Raw genomic sequence first — 22,716 nt, 5'->3', positions numbered from 1 at the left:
TGTATAAAAAATTAGTTGGTGCGAACCTTATAAAGGGTTCGTTTTTTCTGTGAACAGTATAGATCGGAGTGTTTAAACATGCAAGAAGTATGGAAAGACATCGATGCACACGCCAAACAGTGGATTCGGGATGCGGGGGAGCGTTTAATAGCATCAATGAAAAAGGCACTTATTATAGAAACAAAATCAAATGCAGCTGACTTAGTAACAAATATGGACCGAGAAATAGAACAGTTTTTAATTGGGAAAATTAAAGAAACATTTCCAAATCATAGTATTTTAGGGGAAGAGGGCTATGGAGATGAGGTAACTTCTTCTGACGGAATTGTTTGGTTAATTGATCCAATTGACGGCACGATGAACTTTGTCCATCAAAAAAGAAATTTTGCTATTTCAATTGGAATTTATGAGAACGGTATCGGAAAGATTGGACTTATTTATGATCCAGTTCATGATGAATTATATCATGCGTTAAAAGGTGCTGGAGCTTTTTGTAATGAAGTGCCAATACCTTTATTACAAAAAGGGACTGTAGAGCAAGGTATTGTAGCTTTAAATGCGATATGGCTTACCGACAATCCATTGCTTAATATGGAAAGTATGATGGCACTTGTTAAGAAAGCAAGGGGCACGAGATCATATGGCTGTGCAGCGTTAGAGATGGTATACGTTGCAACAGGGAGAATAGATGCATATGTAACGCCGAGATTATCACCATGGGATTTTGGTGGGGGACAGATAATTGTAGAGGAAGTTGGAGGCAAGGTTACAACCTTCTCTGGAGCCACGCTTTCTATTGTAGAGAAGAGTAGCGTGTTAGTTGCGAAACCAGGGGTGTATGAAGAAGTGTTATCGTTTATATCGGAGTAACAAAAAAAGTAAGAGGCTGTATATAAGCTTCTTACTTTTTAGCGTTATTGTGATTTGCGCATTTTTCTTTTTGTTACAAAACCGTATCCAACTGTAACAAATGTGCCGATAATGCAAATAATAATACCGATGGGACTATTTTCAGCAATCATAATGCCGATACCAATTAAGAAAATAACACCGATAATTGCGGTTAATAAAAAGCGATATTGAATGTGTTCCATTTCTTCACCCTCCAATCTCATTTTACTTTCACAAAAGTAAGAATACAACTATATTTTCATTCTTGCTTTTATTTTAATTGCTATTGTATCCCCTTCGCTCTTATAATAGAGAAGGATTAAAAAGACATTAGGAGTTGGACATGTTGAAAAAACGACAAGATTTACGTAATATAGCAATTATTGCCCACGTTGACCATGGTAAAACAACACTTGTTGACCAGTTATTACGTCAAGCGGGGACTTTCCGTGCGAACGAACACGTTGAAGAACGCGCAATGGATTCAAATGATCTAGAAAGAGAACGCGGTATTACAATTTTAGCGAAAAATACAGCGATTCACTATGAAGATAAAAGAATTAACATTTTAGATACACCAGGTCACGCTGACTTCGGTGGAGAAGTAGAACGTATCATGAAAATGGTTGATGGTGTTTTACTTGTTGTTGATGCATATGAAGGTTGTATGCCACAAACACGATTTGTTTTAAAGAAAGCTCTTGAGCAAAACTTAACTCCAATCGTAGTTGTAAACAAAATTGACCGTGACTTCGCTCGTCCGGATGAAGTAGTTGATGAAGTAATCGATTTATTCATCGAACTTGGTGCAAACGAAGATCAATTAGAGTTCCCGGTTGTATTTGCATCAGCAATGAACGGAACAGCAAGCTTAGATTCAAACCCAGCAAATCAAGAAGAGAATATGAAATCATTATTTGATACAATTATCGAACATATTCCAGCGCCAATCGATAACAGCGAAGAGCCACTTCAATTCCAAGTAGCACTTCTTGATTACAATGACTATGTTGGACGTATTGGGGTTGGCCGTGTATTCCGCGGTACAATGAAAGTAGGACAACAAGTTGCTTTAATGAAAGTTGACGGAAGTGTAAAACAATTCCGTGTAACAAAATTATTTGGTTACATTGGATTAAAACGTCAAGAAATTGAAGAAGCAAAAGCTGGTGACTTAGTAGCCGTTTCAGGTATGGAAGACATCAACGTTGGTGAAACAGTATGTCCAGTTGAGCATGAAGATGCGTTACCATTATTACGTATTGATGAGCCGACACTACAAATGACGTTCCTTGTAAATAACAGTCCATTTGCAGGTCGTGAAGGTAAATACATTACATCTCGTAAAATTGAAGAGCGTCTTCGTTCACAATTAGAAACAGATGTAAGTTTACGTGTAGATAATACGGAGTCTCCTGATGCATGGATCGTATCTGGACGTGGGGAACTACATTTATCTATCTTAATTGAAAACATGCGTCGTGAAGGTTATGAACTACAAGTATCTAAGCCAGAAGTAATTATTAAAGAAGTTGATGGCGTAAGATGTGAGCCTGTAGAGCGTGTACAAATCGATGTACCTGAAGAATATACTGGTTCAATCATGGAATCTATGGGTGCACGTAAAGGTGAAATGTTAGATATGGTGAATAACGGAAACGGTCAAGTTCGCCTTACTTTCATGGTCCCAGCACGTGGTTTAATTGGTTACACAACAGAATTCTTAACATTAACTCGTGGTTACGGTATTTTAAACCATACATTCGATTGCTACCAACCAGTACACGCTGGACAAGTTGGTGGACGTCGCCAAGGTGTTCTAGTTTCACTTGAAACAGGAAAAGCATCACAATACGGTATTATGCAAGTTGAAGACCGTGGTGTAATCTTCGTTGAACCAGGTACAGAAGTATATGCTGGTATGATTGTTGGAGAACATACTCGTGAGAATGACTTAACAGTTAACGTTGTAAAAATGAAACAACAAACTAACATTCGTTCTGCAACGAAAGATCAAACTTCAACAATGAAAAAACCACGCTTAATGACTTTAGAAGAGTCATTAGAGTACTTAAACGATGACGAGTTCTGTGAAGTAACTCCAGAATCAATTCGTTTACGTAAAAAGATTCTTGATAAGAGCGAGCGCGAAAGAGCTGCTAAGAAAAAGAAATCTGTAGAAGCGTAAAATAGTAAAACAGCTACCTTTAATTAAGGTAGCTGTTTTTTTATGTTTATTTTTTTAGAATATTTACTCTTTTTTGTGGACAGTATTTTTTTCACAGGTTACTCTTGTATTAAGTACATAAAGAAAAATGGTTTGATTTATGAGGAAGGGGGATAAATGGTGTTAGAAAGAATGTCGTTTTTTGCGAAATTATGTAAAGTTGATGAAAATCCGGAGCTAGGGATGTGGTTACTGTATGGCATCATTATAATATTAAGTGCACTTGTGTATAATTTAGGTTTTGCAAGAAAGCTATCAATAATAAAAAATATAGTGATATATATATCGTTAGCGATTGGATGTACAGTTTTAACTTTCTTTGCAGTTTTTTTACCTGTTGGAGAGGGACTTGTTGTAGCGGCAATTGTGCTTGGGATTTATAGATTGCGATTACATCAAGCAAGACAACAAAAAGCAGGGTGAGGGGGGAAGTTTTATGCGTTCAGTGCAAGATGCATTATATAATTGGTTAACAATTAAAACAGTTGCCGAAGCACGTCCAGGTGATAATGCAGCAAAAGAAACGTATTTACTATTTCAAAATATGATATATGAAGAGCACAAATTAAAGAATGTGGAAGTTGAAAAGAACGAAGAAATGTATTTGATTTCATATGAAATGAATGGGGAACGAAAATCTGTACGATTTCCATTAGAAGCTATTGATTGTTTCTTGGATCAAATGAATCGTGAACCTGAAAAATATAAATAAGTCCTTATCTATATGATTAAGGACTTATTTACATTTTACCAATCGTCTTCGACTTTTTTATCACGATATAGTCGGAAGTTACCACTTGCAAGACGTTCCAGCGTACGTTCTGCAATTCGTTCCGAACATTCCATGCACATATATGTATGAATAGGGCGATTACGCAGTTTTTTTGCCGTAGGATTTTCATCATCTAACATATCTTTTTTATCACAAATCATACATTTGACTCTCATTTCGTCACCTCAATACGAATTCTATCAGTATAAGTATATCATGGAAGTATAATGTTTTTGAATAATAGCGGGAAAAAATAATATTTTCGCAATTCAAAAAATAAGTTATGATAAGGATATATTAAGTATATTTGGAGGTGGAAATATGGCGAATGTAGTAGAGCCTACATTAACAGATGATTTAGTACAAACGTTACGTAAAGAGTGTATTGTCATGGTAGCAACAACAGATTTTGAAAAACAAGTTCCCAACGTAAGTGCTATTTCTTGGGTGTATGCGGTGAGTAAAACTAGTATTCGATTTGCAGTAGATCAACGTTCTCGTATTGTGGAAAATATACGGCATAGTACTGGGGTGGTATTGACTATCATGGCGAATGAATCCGTATTTTCCATAAGTGGTGCAGGTGAAATTTTGACTGATAGAATGGAAGGCATTCCTCTAAAATTAACTGTAATAGAAGTAAATGTACAAGAAGTACGTGATGTGATGTTTTATGGTGCAAAACTTGCAACAGAGCCAACATATGAAAAAACATATGATCTTCGGGCAGCAAAAAAGCTCGATAATCAAGTATTGGTAGGAATGAAAGAATTATAAATGTGATAAATAAGAAAGTCAGTTATTAATTTTTGTAATCAGTTATTGTGATTTTATGTTAATAATTATAATTAAAAGTAATATATTGAATAGAAATGAATAAAAAATAAATAAAAGGTTTAATGGCGATACATTTCGATTCTACCTCGTTTATACGGTACATATAATTATAACAATGGTTCGTCCATATTTTATGGATGAAACCCTTGTTCTACAAATTTAAAAGTGGAGTCAGGGGGTAACAGGTTGGATAAAATTTATGTGTTAGATACGAATGTACTTTTGCAGGATCCTTTATCTATTTTTTCATTTGAAACCAATGAAGTAGTGATTCCAGCAGTTGTATTAGAAGAGGTTGATTCGAAAAAACGTTACATGGATGAAGTAGGAAGAAATGCTCGTTATGTATCTAAGTTAATAGACAAATTTCGTGAAATAGGAAAGCTGCATGAGAGTATTCCGCTAGAAAACGGCGGTACATTTCGTATTGAATTAAATCATCGTTCATTTGTCCAACTACAAGATATCTTTGTAGAAAAGACAAATGATAATCGGATTTTAGCTGTAGCAAAAAATCTATCTTTAGAAGAACAAGAAAAAGAGGATGGGAAATCTGTTATTTTAGTAAGTAAAGACGTGCTCGTAAGGGTAAAAGCAGATGCAATTGGTTTGAAGGCGGAAGATTATTTAAGCGATCGCGTAATTGAAGTAGAAAATATATACTCAGGATTTTTAGAAGGGTATATATCAAAAGAGCAATTGGATTATTTTTATGAAAAAGGTGAATTGCCTTTATCCGAAATTGCAAATCATCCTTTTTATCCAAATCAGTTTGTGGTAATGAAAGATGCATTAGGGGGATCTAGTTCAGCACTTGGCATTGTGGATCACTTAGGTAAGAAGGTAAAGAAACTTATTTTTCATAATGAACAAGTATGGGGGATACGACCGCGAAATGTGCAGCAAATTATGGGATTAGAATTGTTGCTTCGTGAAGATATTCCACTAGTAACATTAACGGGGAAAGCTGGTACAGGAAAAACATTACTAGCTTTAGCTTCGGGACTTATGCAAACCGAAGATTTAGGACTATATAAAAAATTACTCGTTGCAAGGCCAATTGTTCCAGTTGGAAAAGATATCGGTTATTTACCAGGAGAAAAAGAAGAAAAATTAAGGCCGTGGATGCAACCTATTTTTGATAATCTAGAGTATTTATTTAATACAAAAAAGCCAGGAGAGTTAGATGCGATTTTAGCTGGAATGGGTTCGATTGAAGTAGAAGCTCTTACGTATATACGCGGAAGAAGTATTCCAGATCAATTCATTATAATTGACGAAGCACAAAATTTAACGAAGCATGAAGTGAAAACGATATTAACAAGAGTAGGAGAAAAAAGTAAAATTGTATTAATGGGAGATCCTCAACAAATTGATCATCCGTATTTGGATGAGTATAATAACGGTTTAACATATGTTGTAGAGAAATTTAAAGAGCAACGTATTAGTGGTCATGTGAAATTTGTTAAAGGAGAGCGATCTAATTTAGCTCAACTAGCAGCAGATTTATTATAAAAAGGAGTGAGCCTTGGCTCACTCCTTTTTTCTTTCAAATATACACATTAAATAATGGTAAATTTACGAATGTTACGGATTGGATTTTGTCTATTAGATCCATCATTGTAATATAGATGAACAGGTCCATCTTCTTTTAATGGTTTCCCTTCTTTCGAAAAACCAAGAATAGCATTTTTGACGGTTTCTAATGGAAGTGTAAATGTATAATCCACTGTTTCGACCTCGACTTGCGTAGCGTCATCTGAAATTTCAGCGTTAGCAAGAAAAGGATGAAATGGCATACCGAACGTTCCAGTAATTAGCTGTTCTTTTTTATATTTCTTTACACTTTGTTGTATCGGCGGGAAAGCAGCACCATCACGGATTTCGCGATCCCAATGCTCTGAAGTGTTTTTTAAATAAGTTTCTAGTTCTGATATGTTTTCTCTCGTTTCATCAAAGTAAGTTGTCAAATCTACTTTTCGATCATCAAAGATCCAAACCGTTGGATCGATAGTGATTGGAAACCGAACTTTTCCATTAATAAATAAAATTTCGCTCATTGTTGTTCCCCCATTTGTGTTATACTCCCACTTTTCAGTATAATAGTATTAGACACTATTGTCACAAAAAATGTTTCTATTGCAATTTATTAAAACTATCGCTAATATTAATAGATAGGAGAGAGTAGGACGGAAACGGAGGGAATCAATTTGGCGTCTGAGACAGTATCAAATCATCAGGAAAAGGCACTAGCCCTTCTACAAGCGGATGCGGAGAAGATTTTAAGACTTATTAAGGTGCAAATGGACCATCTTACAATGCCGCAATGTCCATTATATGAAGAAGTGTTAGACACACAAATGTTTGGACTATCCCGCGAGGTCGATTTTGCAGTTCGCCTTGGTCTTATTGCAGAAGAACAAGGGAAAGCAATGTTAGGAGAGCTCGAACGTGAGTTATCTGCACTTCATGAAGCATTTACAAACAAACAACAATAACGGGTTCAAATAAGGGGGCTCAAACTGAAAAAGTTTGGGCTTTTTATTTGTATAATAAAGCAGGAAGAATCAATGTACATATGGAATACAACAATAATTAAATTGAAACAGAGAGAGGAAATGAAATGAAAAGAGTATGGAAATCAATGGATTATTCATTATTACTTCCTCTTGTTATCTTATGTGTGTTGGGAGTTATAATGGTATATAGTTCTAGTTCCATTGTCGCGATTTCGTCGAAATATAACTGGCCAGCAGATTACTTTTTTAAAAAACAATTACTTGCTCTTGCTATTGGAACGGTAATACTTGTGATTGTCGTTATAATCCCTTACAAATTGTGGAGGGAAAAAATAGTTCTTACAGCGATAGGATTAGGGAGTATTGGGTTACTAACAGCAGCTCTCCTTTTCGGTAAGGTAATCAATGGTGCAAGAGGATGGATACTAGGTATACAACCAGCTGAATTTGTAAAAATAGCAGTTATTATTACGCTAGCAAGTTTTTTTGCTAAGAAACAAGAGAGGCAAACTCCTTTTTTTCAAGGGATAATACCTCCCCTATTTGTTGTCGGTGGATCGATGGTATTAATTTTATTACAAAATGACTTAGGGACTGACATATTAATAGGTGGAACAGTGTTAATTATGTTCTTCTGTTCAGGAGTTAACGTTAACTTGTGGATAAAAAGATTTTTATTAACATCTGTCGTGTGGATTCCGGCGTTGTATTTTATTGGGGACTATAAATTAAGTAAATACCAAAAAGCGCGATTTTCAGTTTTTCTTGATCCATTTAGTGATCCTCAAAATGATGGATTCCAATTAGTTAATTCGTTTATTGGAATTGCTTCAGGTGGGTTAAATGGTAGAGGGCTAGGAAATAGTATACAAAAGTATGGCTACTTACCAGAGCCGCAAACGGATTTTATTATGGCGATTATATCTGAAGAACTAGGTTTTATAGGTGTAGCTATCATTTTAATCTGTTTACTACTTATTATCATTCGCTCGTTTAGAGTGGCGCAAAAATGTAAAGACCCATTTGGAAGTTTACTTGCAATCGGAATTGCAAGTTTAATTGGAATACAAACATTTGTTAATGTTGGTGGTATGTCTGGATTAATACCGCTTACAGGTGTACCTTTACCGTTTATTAGTTATGGTGGTAGTTCTCTATTAGCAAATCTAATTGCGATGGGTATATTATTAAATGTTGCTAGTTATGTAAAACGACAAGAGAAACAGCAAAATGAGGAAATGAAAGAAAGAGAACAAGATGGACCACGTCTTGTTGTTGTGAAATAAAGAACACATTGTGCTCTAGAGCACGATGTGTTTTTTATTTTTTTAGGAACATTAATTATGATATATCAATTGGTATTTACAATAAAAAACATATCACATTCAATCTAATGTGATATACAATTTAGTTGTTAGAAAAGGAAGAGGTATGCTATACTATTTTTGTGAAACAAATTAATCAGAAAACTTATCATTTGTTAAAAAATAAGGTATGATGGATAAAAATAAAGTGAAGCTTTCTAAGAATAATATAATATAGAAAGTGAAGAACTTCACGCTCTTTATGGTGTGTATATATTTTATCTCTAGAGTGGTAGGAAAGTAGAGGGGGAAGATCATGACAAAGCTGCAACGTATTCAAAAAGTATTGGTAGCTAACCGTGGAGAGATTGCAATTCGTGTGTTTCGAGCTTGTTCGGAACTTGGATTAAAAACAGTTGCAATCTATTCTAAAGAGGATAGTGGTTCTTATCATCGTTATAAAGCCGATGAATCCTATTTAGTTGGGGAAGGGAAAAAGCCAATTGATGCTTATCTAGATATTGAGGGCATTATTGAGATTGCGAAAAGTAATCATGTAGATGCAATCCACCCTGGATATGGTTTCTTGTCAGAAAATATTCAATTCGCAAAACGTTGTGAAGAAGAAGGAATTATCTTTATCGGTCCAAAAAGTAAGCATTTAGATATGTTTGGAGATAAAGTGAAAGCAAGAACACAAGCGCAGCTAGCACAAATTCCAGTTATTCCTGGTAGTGATGGGCCAGTAGATTCGTTAGAAGAAGTCAAAGAATTTGCTGAAAAGTATGATTACCCGATTATTATTAAAGCTTCCCTTGGCGGTGGCGGTCGTGGTATGCGTATTGTACGAAATAGTGAAGAATTAAGAGAATCGTATAATCGTGCGAAGTCAGAAGCAAAAGCAGCCTTTGGTAATGATGAAGTATACGTAGAGAAATTCGTTGAAAAACCTAAACATATAGAAGTTCAAATTTTAGCAGATGAAGAGGGCAATGTTGTTCATTTATACGAGCGAGACTGTTCTGTACAACGTCGTCACCAAAAAGTAGTAGAAATTGCACCTAGTGTGTCGCTTTCAGATGATTTGCGTCAACGTATTTGTGATGCTGCTGTGAAGTTAACGAAAAATGTAAACTATTTAAATGCAGGAACAGTTGAATTCCTTGTTAAAGATGATAATTTCTATTTCATTGAAGTGAATCCACGTGTTCAAGTAGAACATACGATTACAGAAATGATTACAGGAGTAGACATCGTTCAATCACAAATTTTAATAGCTGATGGACATGCATTACATAGCAAAATAGTAGGTGTTCCGAAGCAAGAGGAAGTTGTTGTACATGGATTTGCAATACAATCTCGTGTAACGACTGAGGATCCACTAAATAATTTCATGCCGGATACAGGGAAAATTATGGCATACCGATCAGGTGGGGGCTTTGGAGTTCGTCTTGATACAGGTAATAGTTTCCAAGGTGCTGTTATTACACCGTACTATGATTCTTTACTTGTAAAAGTTACAACATGGGCGCTTACTTTTGAACAAGCTGCTGCAAAAATGGAACGTAACTTAAAAGAATTCCGTATTCGTGGTATTAAAACAAATATTCCATTCCTAGAGAATGTAGTAAAACATAAAAACTTCTTATCAGGGGAATATGATACTTCATTTATTGATGCGTCACCTGAACTATTCTTGTTCCCGAAACGTAAAGACCGCGGAACGAAAATGTTAAATTACATTGGGACAGTAACAGTAAATGGCTTCCCAGGAGTAGGGAAAAAAGAGAAACCAATTTTCCCGGATGCTCGTATACCAAATGTATTACATTCAGAGCCAGTCCAAAATGGTACGAAACAAATTTTGGATGAGCGTGGAGCAGATGGATTAGTAAAATGGGTACAAGATCAAAAACGTGTACTTTTAACAGATACAACATTCCGTGATGCGCACCAGTCATTACTTGCGACGCGTATTCGTACAAAAGATTTACATCAAATTGCAGAGCCGACAGCGAGAATGTTACCGAACTTATTCTCAGCGGAAATGTGGGGCGGTGCAACGTTTGATGTTGCATATCGCTTCTTAAAAGAAGATCCATGGGAACGATTGCTAGATCTTCGTGAAAAAATGCCAAACGTTTTATTCCAAATGTTACTTCGTTCTTCAAACGCAGTGGGTTACAAAAACTATCCGGATAATTTAATTCAAAAGTTTGTGGAATGTTCTGCTCAAGCTGGAATTGATGTGTTCCGTATTTTTGATAGCTTAAACTGGGTAGAAGGTATGAGAGTTGCAATTGATGCTGTACGAGATACTGGTAAAATTGCAGAAGCAACTATGTGCTACACAGGAGATATTCATGATCCATTACGTAGTAAATATGATTTAACTTACTATAAAAACTTAGCAAAAGAGTTAGAAGCATCAGGAGCTCACATTTTAGGTATTAAAGATATGGCAGGCTTACTAAAACCAAACGCAGCATATGATTTAGTCTCGGCATTGAAAGAGACGGTATCGATTCCGATTCACCTACACACACACGATACGAGTGGAAATGGTATTTTAACGTATACGAAAGCGATTGAAGCTGGTGTTGATATTGTCGATGTAGCAGTAAGTTCTATGGCTGGCCAAACATCACAACCAAGTGCGAACACGCTATACTATGCGTTAGGTGGAAACGAAAGACAGCCAGACGTTAATATAGATTCACTAGAAAAACTATCTCATTACTGGGAAGATGTACGTAAATACTATGCACCGTTTGAAAGTGGTATGAATGCTCCTCATACAGAGGTATATATGCACGAAATGCCAGGCGGACAGTATAGTAATTTACAACAACAAGCGAAAGCGGTTGGTTTAGGAGATCGTTTCGATGAAGTAAAAGTAATGTACCGTCGTGTGAATGACATGTTTGGTGATATTGTTAAAGTAACACCATCCTCAAAAGTCGTCGGTGATATGGCATTATTTATGGTTCAAAATCACTTAACAGAACAAGATGTTTTAGAACGTGGGCATTCTATGGACTTCCCAGGATCTGTTATTGAAATGTTCTCAGGAGATTTAGGACAACCATATGGTGGTTTCCCGAAAAAGTTACAAGAAATTATTTTAAAAGGGAAAGAACCGTTAACAGTAAGACCAGGTGAATTATTAGAGCCAGTAGATTTCGAAGCATTAAAAGAGGAGCTATTCCATAAACTTGGACGTGAAGTGACGATTTTTGATGTCGTTGCATATGCATTATATCCAAAAGTGTTTATGGATTACGAAAAAGTTGCTGAGATTTATGGAAATGTATCTGTGCTTGATACACCGACATTCTTCTATGGTATGAGACTTGGTGAAGAAATTGATGTGGAAATTGAACAAGGTAAAACGTTGATGGTTAAACTTGTATCAATTGGAGAGCCTCAGCCAGATGGAAATCGTGTTCTTTACTTGGAGTTTAACGGTCAACCACGTGAGATTGTTGTGAAAGACGAAAGTGTGAAAGCAACAGTTGCACAACGTGTGAAAGGAAACCGTGAAAATCCAAATCATATTAGCGCAACAATGCCAGGAACGGTTATTAAAGTAGTTGTAAAAGAAGGCGATGAAGTGAAAAAAGGCGATTCTATGGCAATTACAGAAGCGATGAAAATGGAAACGACAGTTCAAGCGCCGTTCAATGGTAAAGTGAAAAAAGTATATGTTAACGATGGAGATGCAATTCAGACGGGTGACTTACTCATTGAATTAGATCACTAAAATCAAAAAAGAGCTGTGTATAATCACAGCTCTTTTTCTATATTACAAAAAAATACCTTGCTGATGCGGCAAGGTATTTTCATTTAACTTTATTTTGTTTGTTTAGAAGTTGATGCAGCTTCTCTTGCATTCACTTTACTTCTTGTTCCTAACATAACTAAGTAGCATAGTACAGCAAACAAGCAAGAAATGAATAGTGAATGTAATAATGCCATTGCTAAACTAGCATTTGTAAATACGACTAAAATTCCTACGATAGCTTGAAGTGTGACAAGGATAAATGAAATGATCCATCCCCAGTATACGACAGGCTGCTGCTTGTAATGGCGTATAGCGAGAATCATCGCGTATAGTATCCAAGCGAAAATTAACATTGCTGCAACTCTATGTCCCATTTGAACCCATTCATGGAGTTGAGTTGGCATAGGTCTGTTTTTACTACATAAAGGGAAGTCTGGACAGGCTAAGCTAGCTCGTTCGTGACGTACTAAAGCTCCTGTGTAGACGACAATATAACTGTAAATTGTTACACCATAAATATGAAATTTCATTTTTTTGTCCATAATAAGTGAACGTGCATCAAACTTTTTGTCAATTTCAAAGATAAGACACGTTAATAAAATGACAGAAGCAAATGAAATTAAGGAAATACCGAAATGGATAGCAAGTACAGCTGGCATTTGTCCCCAAACAACTGCTGCAGCCCCCATTAATGCTTGTGCAACTAAAAATACGAAGGATAAAATTGCTAACGTTTTTGTTTCGCGCACATGTTTATAATATTTCCAGGACAAAATACAAAGGAGAGTGACAAGAATTCCTGCGGATCCTGATGTAAGGCGATGACTCAGTTCAATAATAGTTTCCATTGATAAATTAGATGGAACAAATTCACCGTTACAAAGTGGCCATGATTTACCGCACCCTTGGCCAGAACCTGTTTTTGTAACTAAAGCGCCTCCTAATAAAACTATTAATAAATCAAGGCTTGTAATGACTGCTAACCATTTAATAAAGCGTTGCAATCTCGTTCACCATCTTTCTGCTATGAAGTTATTGCGAAATATTTTCATTCCATTATGTATAGAATAAAACGCGCTAGTTCCTATGATATATAAAAAATAATAAAATAGCAAAGAAATGGCGGGGGAAGACAGGGGAGAGAAAATGGGTGTGGAAATAGAATATATAAGGGAATTTTTAGGTGAAAAATAGGCTATTTTGAAAAGAAATGGGGGGAATACGTGTTAAATATGACAAAAAAGTTTATTATAGAAGGTAACATCATGTTATGATATGGATAAGTAACAATTAAGTTTTTTATATTCGACACAAAAAGTTCATGTTTTCTTCACAAAATGTTCGGGAAATATGATTTAATATATTGGAGTATGGGCGTAGATTAGTAGTAGAATGGGTTAACAATGTTTCTACTGTAATAATATTGCTATATAGAAGCGAAATATTTCATTCGAAATAGGCGCAAAAAGAAAGATGAAAGTTTTAAGAGGGGGTTAAAGTGATGAACCATGCAACAAGTGAGCTGCATGATGAGTCTGCTGTTACAAGTGTACCGGAAACAACTCGGTTACAAGATTTAAAAGCACTCGTTAAAATGGGGATTGTAAACTCAAATACACTTACTGTATTTACAGGATTTTGGTTGGCATTACACTTTAATGGATTAAGTGTGATGGACAATCTGGATAAGTTATTTTTTACAATCGTTGGTTCTGGATTAGTTATGGCAGGGGTATGTTGTTTAAACAACTATATTGATCGAGACATCGATCCATTAATGGAAAGAACAAAGACCCGTCCAACGGTTACTGGAAAGTATAAACCAGGATTTGCACTTACATTTGGATTAGTTATATTACTTCTTGGATTTGTATTTTTATTATTAACAACACCAATGGCAGTGTTAATGGGGTTTATTGGTGCTTTCACATATGTTGTTCTATATAGTTTATGGACAAAGAGAAAGTATACACTAAATACTGTTGTAGGTAGTATCTCTGGTGCAGTTCCACCTTTAATTGGATGGGCAGCAATCGATCCATCCTTAGGCCATCCAATTGCTTGGATGCTATTTTTGATTATGTTTATTTGGCAAATCCCACATTTCCTTGCATTAGCAATGAAACGTGTTGATGAATATCGAAATGCAGGCATTCCAATGCTTCCTGTAGTTCATGGATTTGAAATTACGAAACGCCAAATTATGATTTGGACAGTATGTTTATTACCACTACCATTTTATATGAGTGGACTAGGGATAACATTTATGGTAATTGCAACATTGCTTAACATCGGATGGATCGTTTTAGGATTTTATGGCTTCCGTAAGAAAGATGACATCAAATGGTCTGTGCAAATGTTTGTTTATTCCCTAAATTATTTAACAATCTTATTTGTATCAATGATTGTAGTTACATTCTTCTAAGACAACGACATAATTGGATTTCTTTACGTTGAGATTTACTTTACTTAACTATAAAGTACAATCTAATTCACAAGGAAAGTGGGGGTTGTTTGTATGAAGAAACAGTGGCGACTGCTTTCGTTCGTTTCACTGCTGGCTTTACTGTTAGGGGGATGCGGTAAAGCCTTTCAATCTACTTTAATTCCGCAAGGAGAAGTAGCAAAAATGCAATATGATCTGCTCTTACTAGCAAGTGCAATCATGGTAGGAGTAGTATTAGTAGTTACTATTATTTTCTTATATGTAATTGTGCGTTTCCGACAAAAGAAAGGTCAGGAAGATTATATTCCGGAGCAAGTTGAAGGGAATCACAAACTAGAAATTATATGGACAGTTATTCCGATTATTCTTTTGTTAATCTTAGCTGTTCCGACGGTTACATATACATTCAAACTTGCTGATGTAAGTGCGATGGAGAAAAAGAATATTGATAAAGATACTATCGTTGTTGATGTAACAGCGAATCTTTATTGGTGGGAATTTTCTTATAAATCAGAAAAGATAGTAACTTCTCAAGATTTAGTCATCCCCACAGGTAAGAAAGTGTATTTGAATTTGAAGGGTGCCGATATTAAACATTCGTTTTGGGTTCCATCTTTAGCTGGTAAAATGGATACAAATACAGATAATGTGAACAAAATGTGGTTAAAGGCAGATAAATCGGGCACTTATAATGGTTTTTGTACAGAATTTTGCGGCCCATCACATTCTTTAATGCAATTCAAAGTGAAAGCTTTAGATGAAAGCGAGTACAAACAGTGGCTTGCTGATATGAAGAAAATTGATGGGAAGAAAGAAGTAGCTTCAACGAAGGCGCAAGAAGGCCAAGAAATATTTAATAAAAGCTGTATTGGTTGTCACGCAGTTGGATCTAATGATAGTAGACCACCTTCCGCTCGTATCGCACCAAACTTAGCAAACTTTGCGGATCGCGATACAGTTGCCGGCATTGCCGAAAACAATGAAGAAAACTTAAAAAAATGGTTGAAAGATCCTGAAAATATGAAACCAGGAAATAAAATGACTGGTAAATATGGCAACTTAACGGATGATCAAATTGATGCATTAAATGCATACTTACAAACGTTAAAAGTTGAAAAGTAAAGAGGGATTATTCGCGAAGGGGAGGTTGAAAACGTGAGTTCTGTAGCAAAAAAACAGGGGATGGGTGCTGTCATATGGGATTATTTAACGACAGTAGACCATAAAAAGATTGCCATTCTCTATTTAATTGCAGGTGGATTGTTTTTTGTAATAGGCGGAATAGAAGCTCTATTTATTCGCCTTCAATTAGCGATTCCTAACAATGCTTTTCTTGTTGGGGATGCTTATAATCAAGTATTAACGATGCACGGTACAACAATGATTTTCCTCGCAGCTATGCCACTCGTGTTTGCATTTATGAACGCCGCTGTACCACTTCAAATTGGTGCACGTGATGTAGCGTTCCCGTTTTTGAATTCACTTGGATTTTGGTTATTTTTCTTTGGTGGAGTATTTTTAAATTTAAGTTGGTTTTTAGGTGGAGCACCTGATGCAGGATGGACATCTTATGCATCTTTAGCGTTAGCTTCTAAAGGCCATGGTGTTGATTTTTATGTACTAGGCTTGCAAATCTCCGGTATTGGTACGTTAATTGGAGGTATTAACTTCCTTGTAACCATTATTAATATGCGTGCGCCAGGAATGACGTATATGCGTATGCCGATGTTTACATGGACGACATTTGTAACATCTTCGCTAATATTATTTGCTTTTCCGCCGTTAACTGTAGGATTAGGACTTTTAATGTTAGATCGTTTATTTGGAACAAGTTTCTTTAATCCAGCATTGGGCGGGAATACGATTATATGGGAGCATTTATTCTGGATTTTCGGTCATCCAGAAGTATACATTCTTATACTCCCAGCTTTCGGAATATTCTCAGAAATCTTCGCGACATTTTCGAAAAAACGATTATTTGGTTATTCGTCGATGGTGTTCGCGACAGTATTAATTGGATTCTTAGGGTTTATGGTATGGGCGCATCATATGTTTACTGTTGGGCTTGGTCCAGTTGCGAATGCTATTTTCTCAGTTGCAACAATGGCGATTGCAGTACCGACTGGTATTAAAATATTCAATTGGCTCTTTACAATGTGGGGAGGAAGTATTCGTTTTACGACGCCGATGATGTGGGCGGTAGCTTTCATTCCATCATTCGTAATGGGGGGAGTTACAGGTGTTATGCTAGCATCTGCACCAGCGGATTATCAATTTCATGATAACTATTTCGTAGTAGCTCACTTTCATTATGTAATCGTCGGCGGTGTTGTATTTGGTTTACTTGCAGGAGCTCATTATTATTGGCCACTGATGTTTAATAAAGTATTGAATGAAACGTTAGGAAAGATAACATTTTGGTTATTCTTTATCGGTTTCCATTTAACGTTCTTCATACAGCATTTCCTTGGGTTAATTGGTATGCCACGTCGTTACTACACATATCTTGAAGGCCAAGGGTTGGAAATGGGGAATATGATTAGTTCTATTGGGGCGGTATTTATGGCTCTTGGAACGATTGTTCTTTTATTCAATGTAATTAAAACGACAGTTTCAAAAGAAAAGGCTGGTCGTGATCCATGGGATGCACGTACATTAGAATGGACAATGCCAGCACCTACACCAGAATATAACTTTAAACAATTACCATTTGTTCGCGGATTAGATCCGTTTTGGATTGAAAAACGTGAAGGGAATAAAGAGGTGACAGCGGCGGAACCAGTTGGTGATATTCATATGCCAAATCCATCATTTTCACCATTCATCATTTCTTTAGGATTGTTTATAGCGGCATTCGGTGCAATGTATATGCAGGGTGGAAAAGATAAGTTTTGGTTATTAGTAGCAATTATCGGTTTAATCATTACATTTGGCACAATGTTCCTACGTTCAGTAATTGATGATCATGGATACCATATTCATAAGGAAGATTTAGATGATAAGGGGGGCAAGGCATAATGCATGTAGATGAAAAATTAACAAATGAAACATTTCCAGCAGAGCCTGAAAAAGCAACCCTTGAGGGGAAAAATAAGTTTGTCGGTTTTTGGTTATTTCTTGGAGGCGAAACAGTATTGTTCGCTTCCTTATTTGGCACATATTTGGCGTTAAAAAATTCTACAAATGGTGGACCAACATCTCAAGAGATGTTCCAAATGCCACTCGTTTTCATTATGACGATGCTTTTATTAACAAGTAGTTTAACGAGTGTTTATGCGATGTATCATATGAAAAACTTTAACTTTAAAAAAATGCAACTTTGGCTACTAGTAACAGTGCTGTTAGGTTTAGGTTTTTTAGGATTTGAGATATATGAGTTTTATCATTATACGCATGAATTTAAGCATACTATGAGAAGTAGTGCATTTGGTTCCGCGTTTTATGCTCTTGTTGGTACACATGGACTCCACGTATTGTTTGGGTTATGTTGGATTTTAACATTAATCTTTAGAAATGCGAAGAGAGGTCTAAATTTATACAACGCACCGAAGTTTTATGTTGCATCGATTTATTGGCACTTTATTGACGTAGTTTGGGTGTTTATTTTCACTGTAGTATATTTGATGGGAATGGTGGGATAAACAATGGCGATTAAGCAAACGAATAATCCTAAAGTTGATCTTGTTTATCGGAAGAGAAAAAGTGCGGAGGAAATGAAGCATCAAGTTATTACATTTGCATTAATGATTTTTTTAACATTAGTTGCATTTGCAGCAGTAGCATATCCGAAAACTTTTAGTCCGATTTTCTCAGTACCATTTATTTTACTATTAGCGGTGGTACAAGTAATTTTTCAATTGTATTATTTTATGCATATGAGTCATAAAGGACATGAAGCGGCAAGTTTCTTTCTTTATTCTGGCCTGTTGATCGGGTTAATTACAATTTTAGCTTTTATGACAATTGTGTGGATTTGAAAAGTGAAGAATAAGGGAGCTTGTGTCGTCACAGCTCCCTCTTCATGTTATGTGAAAGGATAACCTTAAGAAGGTAGGTGTGGCAATGAGTAACTTGTGGATATTTGGTTTTCAAGCTCTATGGAGTCCAATCTTTTTACTATTTATGCTTTCGATCCTTATCGGGTACTTTTTAATTATTGGTCCATATAGAATGCGATTTGAACATGCGACAAAGGTAAGTAAGAAGCAAGTTTTTTATTTTACGACCGGGATTGTTCTTTTGTATTTTGTAAAGGGAGGGCCTATTGATTTAATTGGTCATATTATATTTAGTGCACATATGTTTGAAATGGCAGTCATGTATATTGCTGTTCCACCGTTATTATTGCTTGGTATACCAGTTTGGTTATATCGTTATATTACTTCTTTTAAGTTCGTTCAAATTATATTGAAGATATTTGCAAAGCCACTTATTGCATTGTTTGTATTTAATGGCCTGTTTTCTTTTTATCATTTACCAGTTGTTTTTGATACAGTAAAACAAAGTCAAATTGCTCATCCTATTTGTCTCGCTATATTGTTCTTTACGGCAATCATGATGTGGTGGCCGATGCTAAATCCATTACCAGAATATCAAACGTTAAGTGATATAAAGAAACTTGGATATATGTTTGCTAACGGTATATTGTTAACGCCAGCTTGCGCGTTAATCATTTTCGCGACAGCACCATTATTTGCAACGTATACGGATCCGGCTGCTTGGATGAAGGCGATGGAACTATGTGTACCAGCGGGAACTTTATCTGATTTAAACATAACTGGACCAGAATTTTTACACTGGATGCCGGTCGTACAAGATCAACAAACAGGTGGAATCATTATGAAAATTGTCCAGGAAATAGTGTACGGTACGATTATCGGCTATGTATTTTTTAGGTGGGCACGTAGAGAGCGTGAAAAAGATAAAGATCAGTTGCAACAATTACCACCGTATTTACAGACTAAGTAAAAAAGTGTATGGGTTTCCATACACTTTTTTTAGTGTTAGCAAGCTTGAATAAATTGAATTTTCCGATTATTCGTGTTAAGTTAGTGTAGGCATGTACTAAAAGTGGATATTAGATTTACTACTAGCTTTAATACGTAATAATTCCATGTATAGTACAAGTTTTTTAGAGAGTTGCAAATTTATATTGTTATCTTTAATAAACAAGGACTATTTTAAGGGGGAATTTAAATGGGTAGTAGTGGAAGTATGGTAAAGCCAATTAGTGGTTTTTTAACAGCGTTAATACAATATCCAGTACCGGTAGTAGAGTCACGTGCAGACATTGATAAACAAATTAAACAGATCATAAAAACAATTCATTCAACTAAAGCAGGGTATCCTGGATTGGAATTGATAGTATTTCCAGAATATAGTACGCAAGGGCTTAATACAAAAAAATGGACTACAGAAGAGTTTTTATGTACAGTCCCTGGACCAGAAACAGACTTGTTTGCTGAGGCATGTAAAGAGTCTAAGGTATATGGTGTTTTTTCTATAATGGAAAGAAACCCTGATGGTGGAGAACCGTATAATACAGCAATAATTATTGATCCACAAGGGGAAATGATTTTGAAGTATCGTAAGTTAAATCCTTGGGTGCCAGTCGAACCTTGGAAAGCTGGAGATTTAGGCTTACCTGTTTGTGATGGACCTGGAGGAAGTAAATTAGCTGTTTGTATTTGTCATGATGGTATGTTTCCTGAAGTAGCTCGTGAAGCAGCTTATAAAGGTGCAAATGTCTTGATTCGTATTTCTGGATATAGTACGCAAGTTAGTGAACAATGGATGTTAACTAATCGTTCGAATGCATGGCAAAACTTAATGTATACATTGTCAGTGAATTTAGCCGGTTATGATGGTGTATTTTATTACTTTGGTGAAGGACAAGTATGTAATTTTGATGGGACTACTTTAGTGCAGGGACACCGAAATCCTTGGGAGATTGTTACTGCCGAAGTATATCCAGAGCTAGCAGATCAAGCTAGATTAGGATGGGGTCTCGAAAATAATATATATAATTTAGGTTCAAGGGGATATGTAGCGACTCCTGGTGGGGTGAAAGAAAACCCGTATACGTTTGTAAAAGATTTAGCTGAAGGTAAATATAAGGTTCCATGGGAAGATGAAATTAAAGTAAAGGATGGAACTATTTATGGGTATCCAGTCAAAAAGACAATTCATTCGTAAGTAGGTAAATAAAACAAGCGCATCAATATGATGCGCTTGTTTTATTTACTCAATGATTTGGAATTCTTTTAACTCTTTTTCGACATTTTGTAGGAGTTGTTCGCTTTTTTGAAGTACATTTGTTGGGAAAGTTTCACCCTCACCATATTCAACGCCGTGAGGATAATAATGTTTACCTAATAAGGGAGGAAGTAGTTTTATTTCAGCATGTCTACTACCAATGTCACCTGCAATAGCTAAACCTTGCACGCGTAAATAATAAACATCGTTTAATATTTCGAATTTATAATCGTATGTAACTCGTTCATAATCCCACTGTCCAGCAAGTACAAAATGGTTTTTCTCCATAATCTCTGTTAATAGTGTTAAATCAACGACTGCCCCATTAAATTTTGTATTTGTAAATTGCATATAATACCTCCTTTTTTAATGTTACATCATTATTTTTATAATAGTATGAAAAATAAGAAAGTGCAATTCATATTGAGAGAAAAGGGATAATCCAGACTTTTTTTGCGAAAATATGATATAGTGAAAAGAGTACGGTACACACAAAAAGGAAAGAAAAGGATTTGTGTATATCTCAATTTTATGTTTTGTGCAGGAGGTATATCGATTGAAGAAATTATTGCGTATCGTAATGATTACATTTTTAATTTTAGCTGTTGATTTATACGGGAAATTACTCGTTTCACAATATATATTAACCCCATCTCAATCAAAGCAAGAAAATAAAACTGTGAAAAAGAAAAAGCAAGTAAATGAAGACTCTTCCGATACTGTTTTAAATATGATTGGCGGGGACTCTGAAAATTTATTAGCAAAATGGGGAGAACCTTCTCGAATAGAGCCATCTGCTTACGGGTATGAATGGTGGGTATATAATCAAAATTTAGCTCAGTATGTTCAATTTGGGGTTGCTGAACGTAAAGTTGTAACGGCGTATGTTGCTGGTGAAGAGGTTAAGGTGCCACCTTATTATATAAATGAAAAGTATGAAGATGTGTATAAAAAGAATCCACTCTCTCATGAGATTTCGTTAAAAAGAGGGAAGAATAGTTATCAATTTGAGTTATCTGATACCGAAGTGATGGAACAACCATTAATACCTGTAGAAGATGGCTGGGCACAATTATATTTTGATCATTTTACACATGAGCTGGTTGGCGTTCGTTATATGGATGACGAAACGTTGTTACGCCAGAGGCCTTATCAGCTTGTTTATTCAGGTGAATTACTAGCAGAACAACCATTGACTCCAGATAAAATGAAACAAATAGAGAATGGGAATATGCAACAAATTTTTGATTTAACAAATATTATTCGAAGTCGTCATGAGTTGCCATTGTTAACATGGGATCAACAAACGGCAGATGTGGCTATCGGTCATAGTAAAGATATGAAGGATAATAATTACTTTTCACACGATTCACCTACATTAGGTACGCTAGGAGATCGTTTGCAGCGTGGGAAAGTAGGATTTCAACTTGCTGGTGAGAATATAGCGGCGCAACATAGTGATGGAATTGCGGCGTTGCAAGGTTGGTTAAATAGTGAAGGACATCGAAAGAATTTATTGAATGAACAATTTACAGGATTAGGTGTTGGCGTATACGATAAGTTTTATACACAAAATTTTATTCGGAAATAAAGTGAATCTGTAAGCTGTGGATGGAACACTTCCTAGATATTTACTTCATCTCCAATGAATCATAGATAGGAATATGAACCGATGCAAATA

22 protein-coding genes are annotated in these 22,716 nt (G+C 35.7%); 17 read left to right on the top strand and 5 right to left on the bottom strand.

Annotated elements, in window-relative coordinates; genetic code table 11:
- Positions 1-78: 78 nt before the first annotated feature.
- Positions 79-870, top strand: coding sequence for an inositol monophosphatase family protein (locus Q9B79_RS08845; RefSeq protein ID WP_306183510.1), 792 nt, complete (start codon positions 79-81; stop codon positions 868-870).
- Positions 871-914: 44 nt separating this feature from the next.
- Here the strand turns inward: Q9B79_RS08845 and Q9B79_RS08840 are convergent, their stop codons facing one another.
- Complete coding sequence (locus Q9B79_RS08840) at positions 915-1,094, bottom strand: DUF5325 family protein (protein ID WP_000400127.1); 180 nt, start codon at positions 1,092-1,094, stop codon at positions 915-917.
- Between the two features lie 140 nt (positions 1,095-1,234).
- Here Q9B79_RS08840 and typA point away from each other — a divergent pair, with 140 nt between their 5' ends.
- From typA to Q9B79_RS08825, 3 genes are all read left to right on the top strand, one after another.
- On the top strand, positions 1,235-3,079 hold the full coding sequence (gene typA / locus Q9B79_RS08835) for a translational GTPase TypA (protein ID WP_000914761.1): 1,845 nt from the start codon (positions 1,235-1,237) through the stop codon (positions 3,077-3,079).
- 159 nt (positions 3,080-3,238) lie between these two features.
- Positions 3,239-3,541: a YlaH-like family protein gene (locus Q9B79_RS08830; protein ID WP_063223159.1), complete on the top strand. Its 303-nt coding sequence runs from the start codon at positions 3,239-3,241 to the stop codon at positions 3,539-3,541.
- Positions 3,542-3,554: 13 nt separating this feature from the next.
- Positions 3,555-3,830: a hypothetical protein gene (locus Q9B79_RS08825; protein ID WP_306183506.1), complete on the top strand. Its 276-nt coding sequence runs from the start codon at positions 3,555-3,557 to the stop codon at positions 3,828-3,830.
- A gap of 35 nt (positions 3,831-3,865) precedes the next feature.
- On the opposite strand, the gene Q9B79_RS08820 is transcribed toward Q9B79_RS08825, so the two are convergent.
- Positions 3,866-4,066 (bottom strand): YlaI family protein, encoded by a 201-nt coding sequence (locus tag Q9B79_RS08820; RefSeq protein WP_306183504.1) that lies wholly within the window; start codon positions 4,064-4,066, stop codon positions 3,866-3,868.
- Positions 4,067-4,211: 145 nt separating this feature from the next.
- Here Q9B79_RS08820 and Q9B79_RS08815 point away from each other — a divergent pair, with 145 nt between their 5' ends.
- Together Q9B79_RS08815 and Q9B79_RS08810 are read left to right on the top strand one after the other, a co-directional pair.
- Positions 4,212-4,667, top strand: a complete 456-nt coding sequence (locus tag Q9B79_RS08815) for a pyridoxamine 5'-phosphate oxidase family protein (protein WP_306183503.1) — start codon at positions 4,212-4,214, stop codon at positions 4,665-4,667.
- A 246-nt stretch (positions 4,668-4,913) separates the two neighbouring features.
- Positions 4,914-6,242: a PhoH family protein gene (locus tag Q9B79_RS08810; protein ID WP_000358083.1), complete on the top strand. Its 1,329-nt coding sequence runs from the start codon at positions 4,914-4,916 to the stop codon at positions 6,240-6,242.
- A gap of 47 nt (positions 6,243-6,289) precedes the next feature.
- Here Q9B79_RS08810 and Q9B79_RS08805 read toward each other — a convergent pair whose 3' ends face one another.
- Complete coding sequence (locus Q9B79_RS08805; RefSeq protein WP_306183500.1) at positions 6,290-6,787, bottom strand: peptidyl-prolyl cis-trans isomerase; 498 nt, start codon at positions 6,785-6,787, stop codon at positions 6,290-6,292.
- A gap of 150 nt (positions 6,788-6,937) precedes the next feature.
- Here Q9B79_RS08805 and Q9B79_RS08800 point away from each other — a divergent pair, with 150 nt between their 5' ends.
- From Q9B79_RS08800 to pyc, 3 genes are all read left to right on the top strand, one after another.
- Positions 6,938-7,225, top strand: coding sequence for an Fpa/YlaN family protein (locus tag Q9B79_RS08800; protein WP_000135695.1), 288 nt, complete (start codon positions 6,938-6,940; stop codon positions 7,223-7,225).
- Between the two features lie 125 nt (positions 7,226-7,350).
- Entirely contained in the window at positions 7,351-8,532 is a 1,182-nt protein-coding gene (gene ftsW / locus Q9B79_RS08795) for a putative lipid II flippase FtsW (RefSeq protein WP_306183497.1), read from the top strand.
- Between the two features lie 334 nt (positions 8,533-8,866).
- Complete coding sequence (pyc, locus tag Q9B79_RS08790) at positions 8,867-12,313, top strand: pyruvate carboxylase (protein WP_306183495.1); 3,447 nt, start codon at positions 8,867-8,869, stop codon at positions 12,311-12,313.
- A gap of 89 nt (positions 12,314-12,402) precedes the next feature.
- On the opposite strand, the gene ctaA is transcribed toward pyc, so the two are convergent.
- Positions 12,403-13,338, bottom strand: a complete 936-nt coding sequence (gene ctaA, locus Q9B79_RS08785) for a heme A synthase (RefSeq protein WP_306183493.1) — start codon at positions 13,336-13,338, stop codon at positions 12,403-12,405.
- Positions 13,339-13,835: 497 nt separating this feature from the next.
- Between ctaA and ctaB the strand changes: the two genes are divergently transcribed.
- The 7 genes from ctaB to Q9B79_RS08750 all read left to right on the top strand — a co-directional run bounded on the left by ctaB (position 13,836) and on the right by Q9B79_RS08750 (position 20,975).
- Positions 13,836-14,759 carry a protoheme IX farnesyltransferase gene (gene ctaB / locus Q9B79_RS08780; protein WP_001015058.1) on the top strand — a complete coding sequence of 308 codons (924 nt, stop codon included), beginning with the start codon at positions 13,836-13,838 and terminating at the stop codon, positions 14,757-14,759.
- A 93-nt stretch (positions 14,760-14,852) separates the two neighbouring features.
- A complete protein-coding gene (coxB, locus tag Q9B79_RS08775) occupies positions 14,853-15,902 on the top strand; it encodes a cytochrome c oxidase subunit II (protein WP_048530648.1) in 1,050 nt (349 codons plus the stop codon).
- Between the two features lie 60 nt (positions 15,903-15,962).
- Complete coding sequence (gene ctaD, locus Q9B79_RS08770; protein ID WP_306184793.1) at positions 15,963-17,798, top strand: cytochrome c oxidase subunit I; 1,836 nt, start codon at positions 15,963-15,965, stop codon at positions 17,796-17,798.
- Entirely contained in the window at positions 17,798-18,421 is a 624-nt protein-coding gene (ctaE, locus tag Q9B79_RS08765; protein WP_000557861.1) for a cytochrome c oxidase subunit III, read from the top strand. The genes ctaD and ctaE overlap by 1 nt, the downstream gene beginning before the upstream one ends.
- A gap of 3 nt (positions 18,422-18,424) precedes the next feature.
- A complete protein-coding gene (gene ctaF / locus Q9B79_RS08760; protein ID WP_263701383.1) occupies positions 18,425-18,757 on the top strand; it encodes a cytochrome c oxidase subunit IVB in 333 nt (110 codons plus the stop codon).
- An 85-nt stretch (positions 18,758-18,842) separates the two neighbouring features.
- Positions 18,843-19,748 carry a cytochrome c oxidase assembly factor CtaG gene (gene ctaG / locus Q9B79_RS08755; protein WP_306183487.1) on the top strand — a complete coding sequence of 302 codons (906 nt, stop codon included), beginning with the start codon at positions 18,843-18,845 and terminating at the stop codon, positions 19,746-19,748.
- Positions 19,749-19,976: 228 nt separating this feature from the next.
- Positions 19,977-20,975, top strand: a complete 999-nt coding sequence (locus Q9B79_RS08750; protein WP_306183485.1) for a formamidase — start codon at positions 19,977-19,979, stop codon at positions 20,973-20,975.
- 45 nt (positions 20,976-21,020) lie between these two features.
- Here the strand turns inward: Q9B79_RS08750 and Q9B79_RS08745 are convergent, their stop codons facing one another.
- Positions 21,021-21,386 (bottom strand): YugN family protein, encoded by a 366-nt coding sequence (locus Q9B79_RS08745; RefSeq protein ID WP_306183483.1) that lies wholly within the window; start codon positions 21,384-21,386, stop codon positions 21,021-21,023.
- A gap of 205 nt (positions 21,387-21,591) precedes the next feature.
- Here Q9B79_RS08745 and Q9B79_RS08740 point away from each other — a divergent pair, with 205 nt between their 5' ends.
- Positions 21,592-22,626, top strand: a complete 1,035-nt coding sequence (locus Q9B79_RS08740) for a CAP domain-containing protein (RefSeq protein WP_306183481.1) — start codon at positions 21,592-21,594, stop codon at positions 22,624-22,626.
- The last annotated feature ends 90 nt before the right edge of the window (positions 22,627-22,716 follow it).

This window comes from Bacillus sp. MHSD_36 (assembly GCF_030757775.1).
GTDB lineage: Bacteria > Bacillota > Bacilli > Bacillales > Bacillaceae_G > Bacillus_A.
The sequence above is the reverse complement of the archived record's forward strand: the minus strand, read 5'-3'. Positions and strand labels throughout refer to the sequence as shown.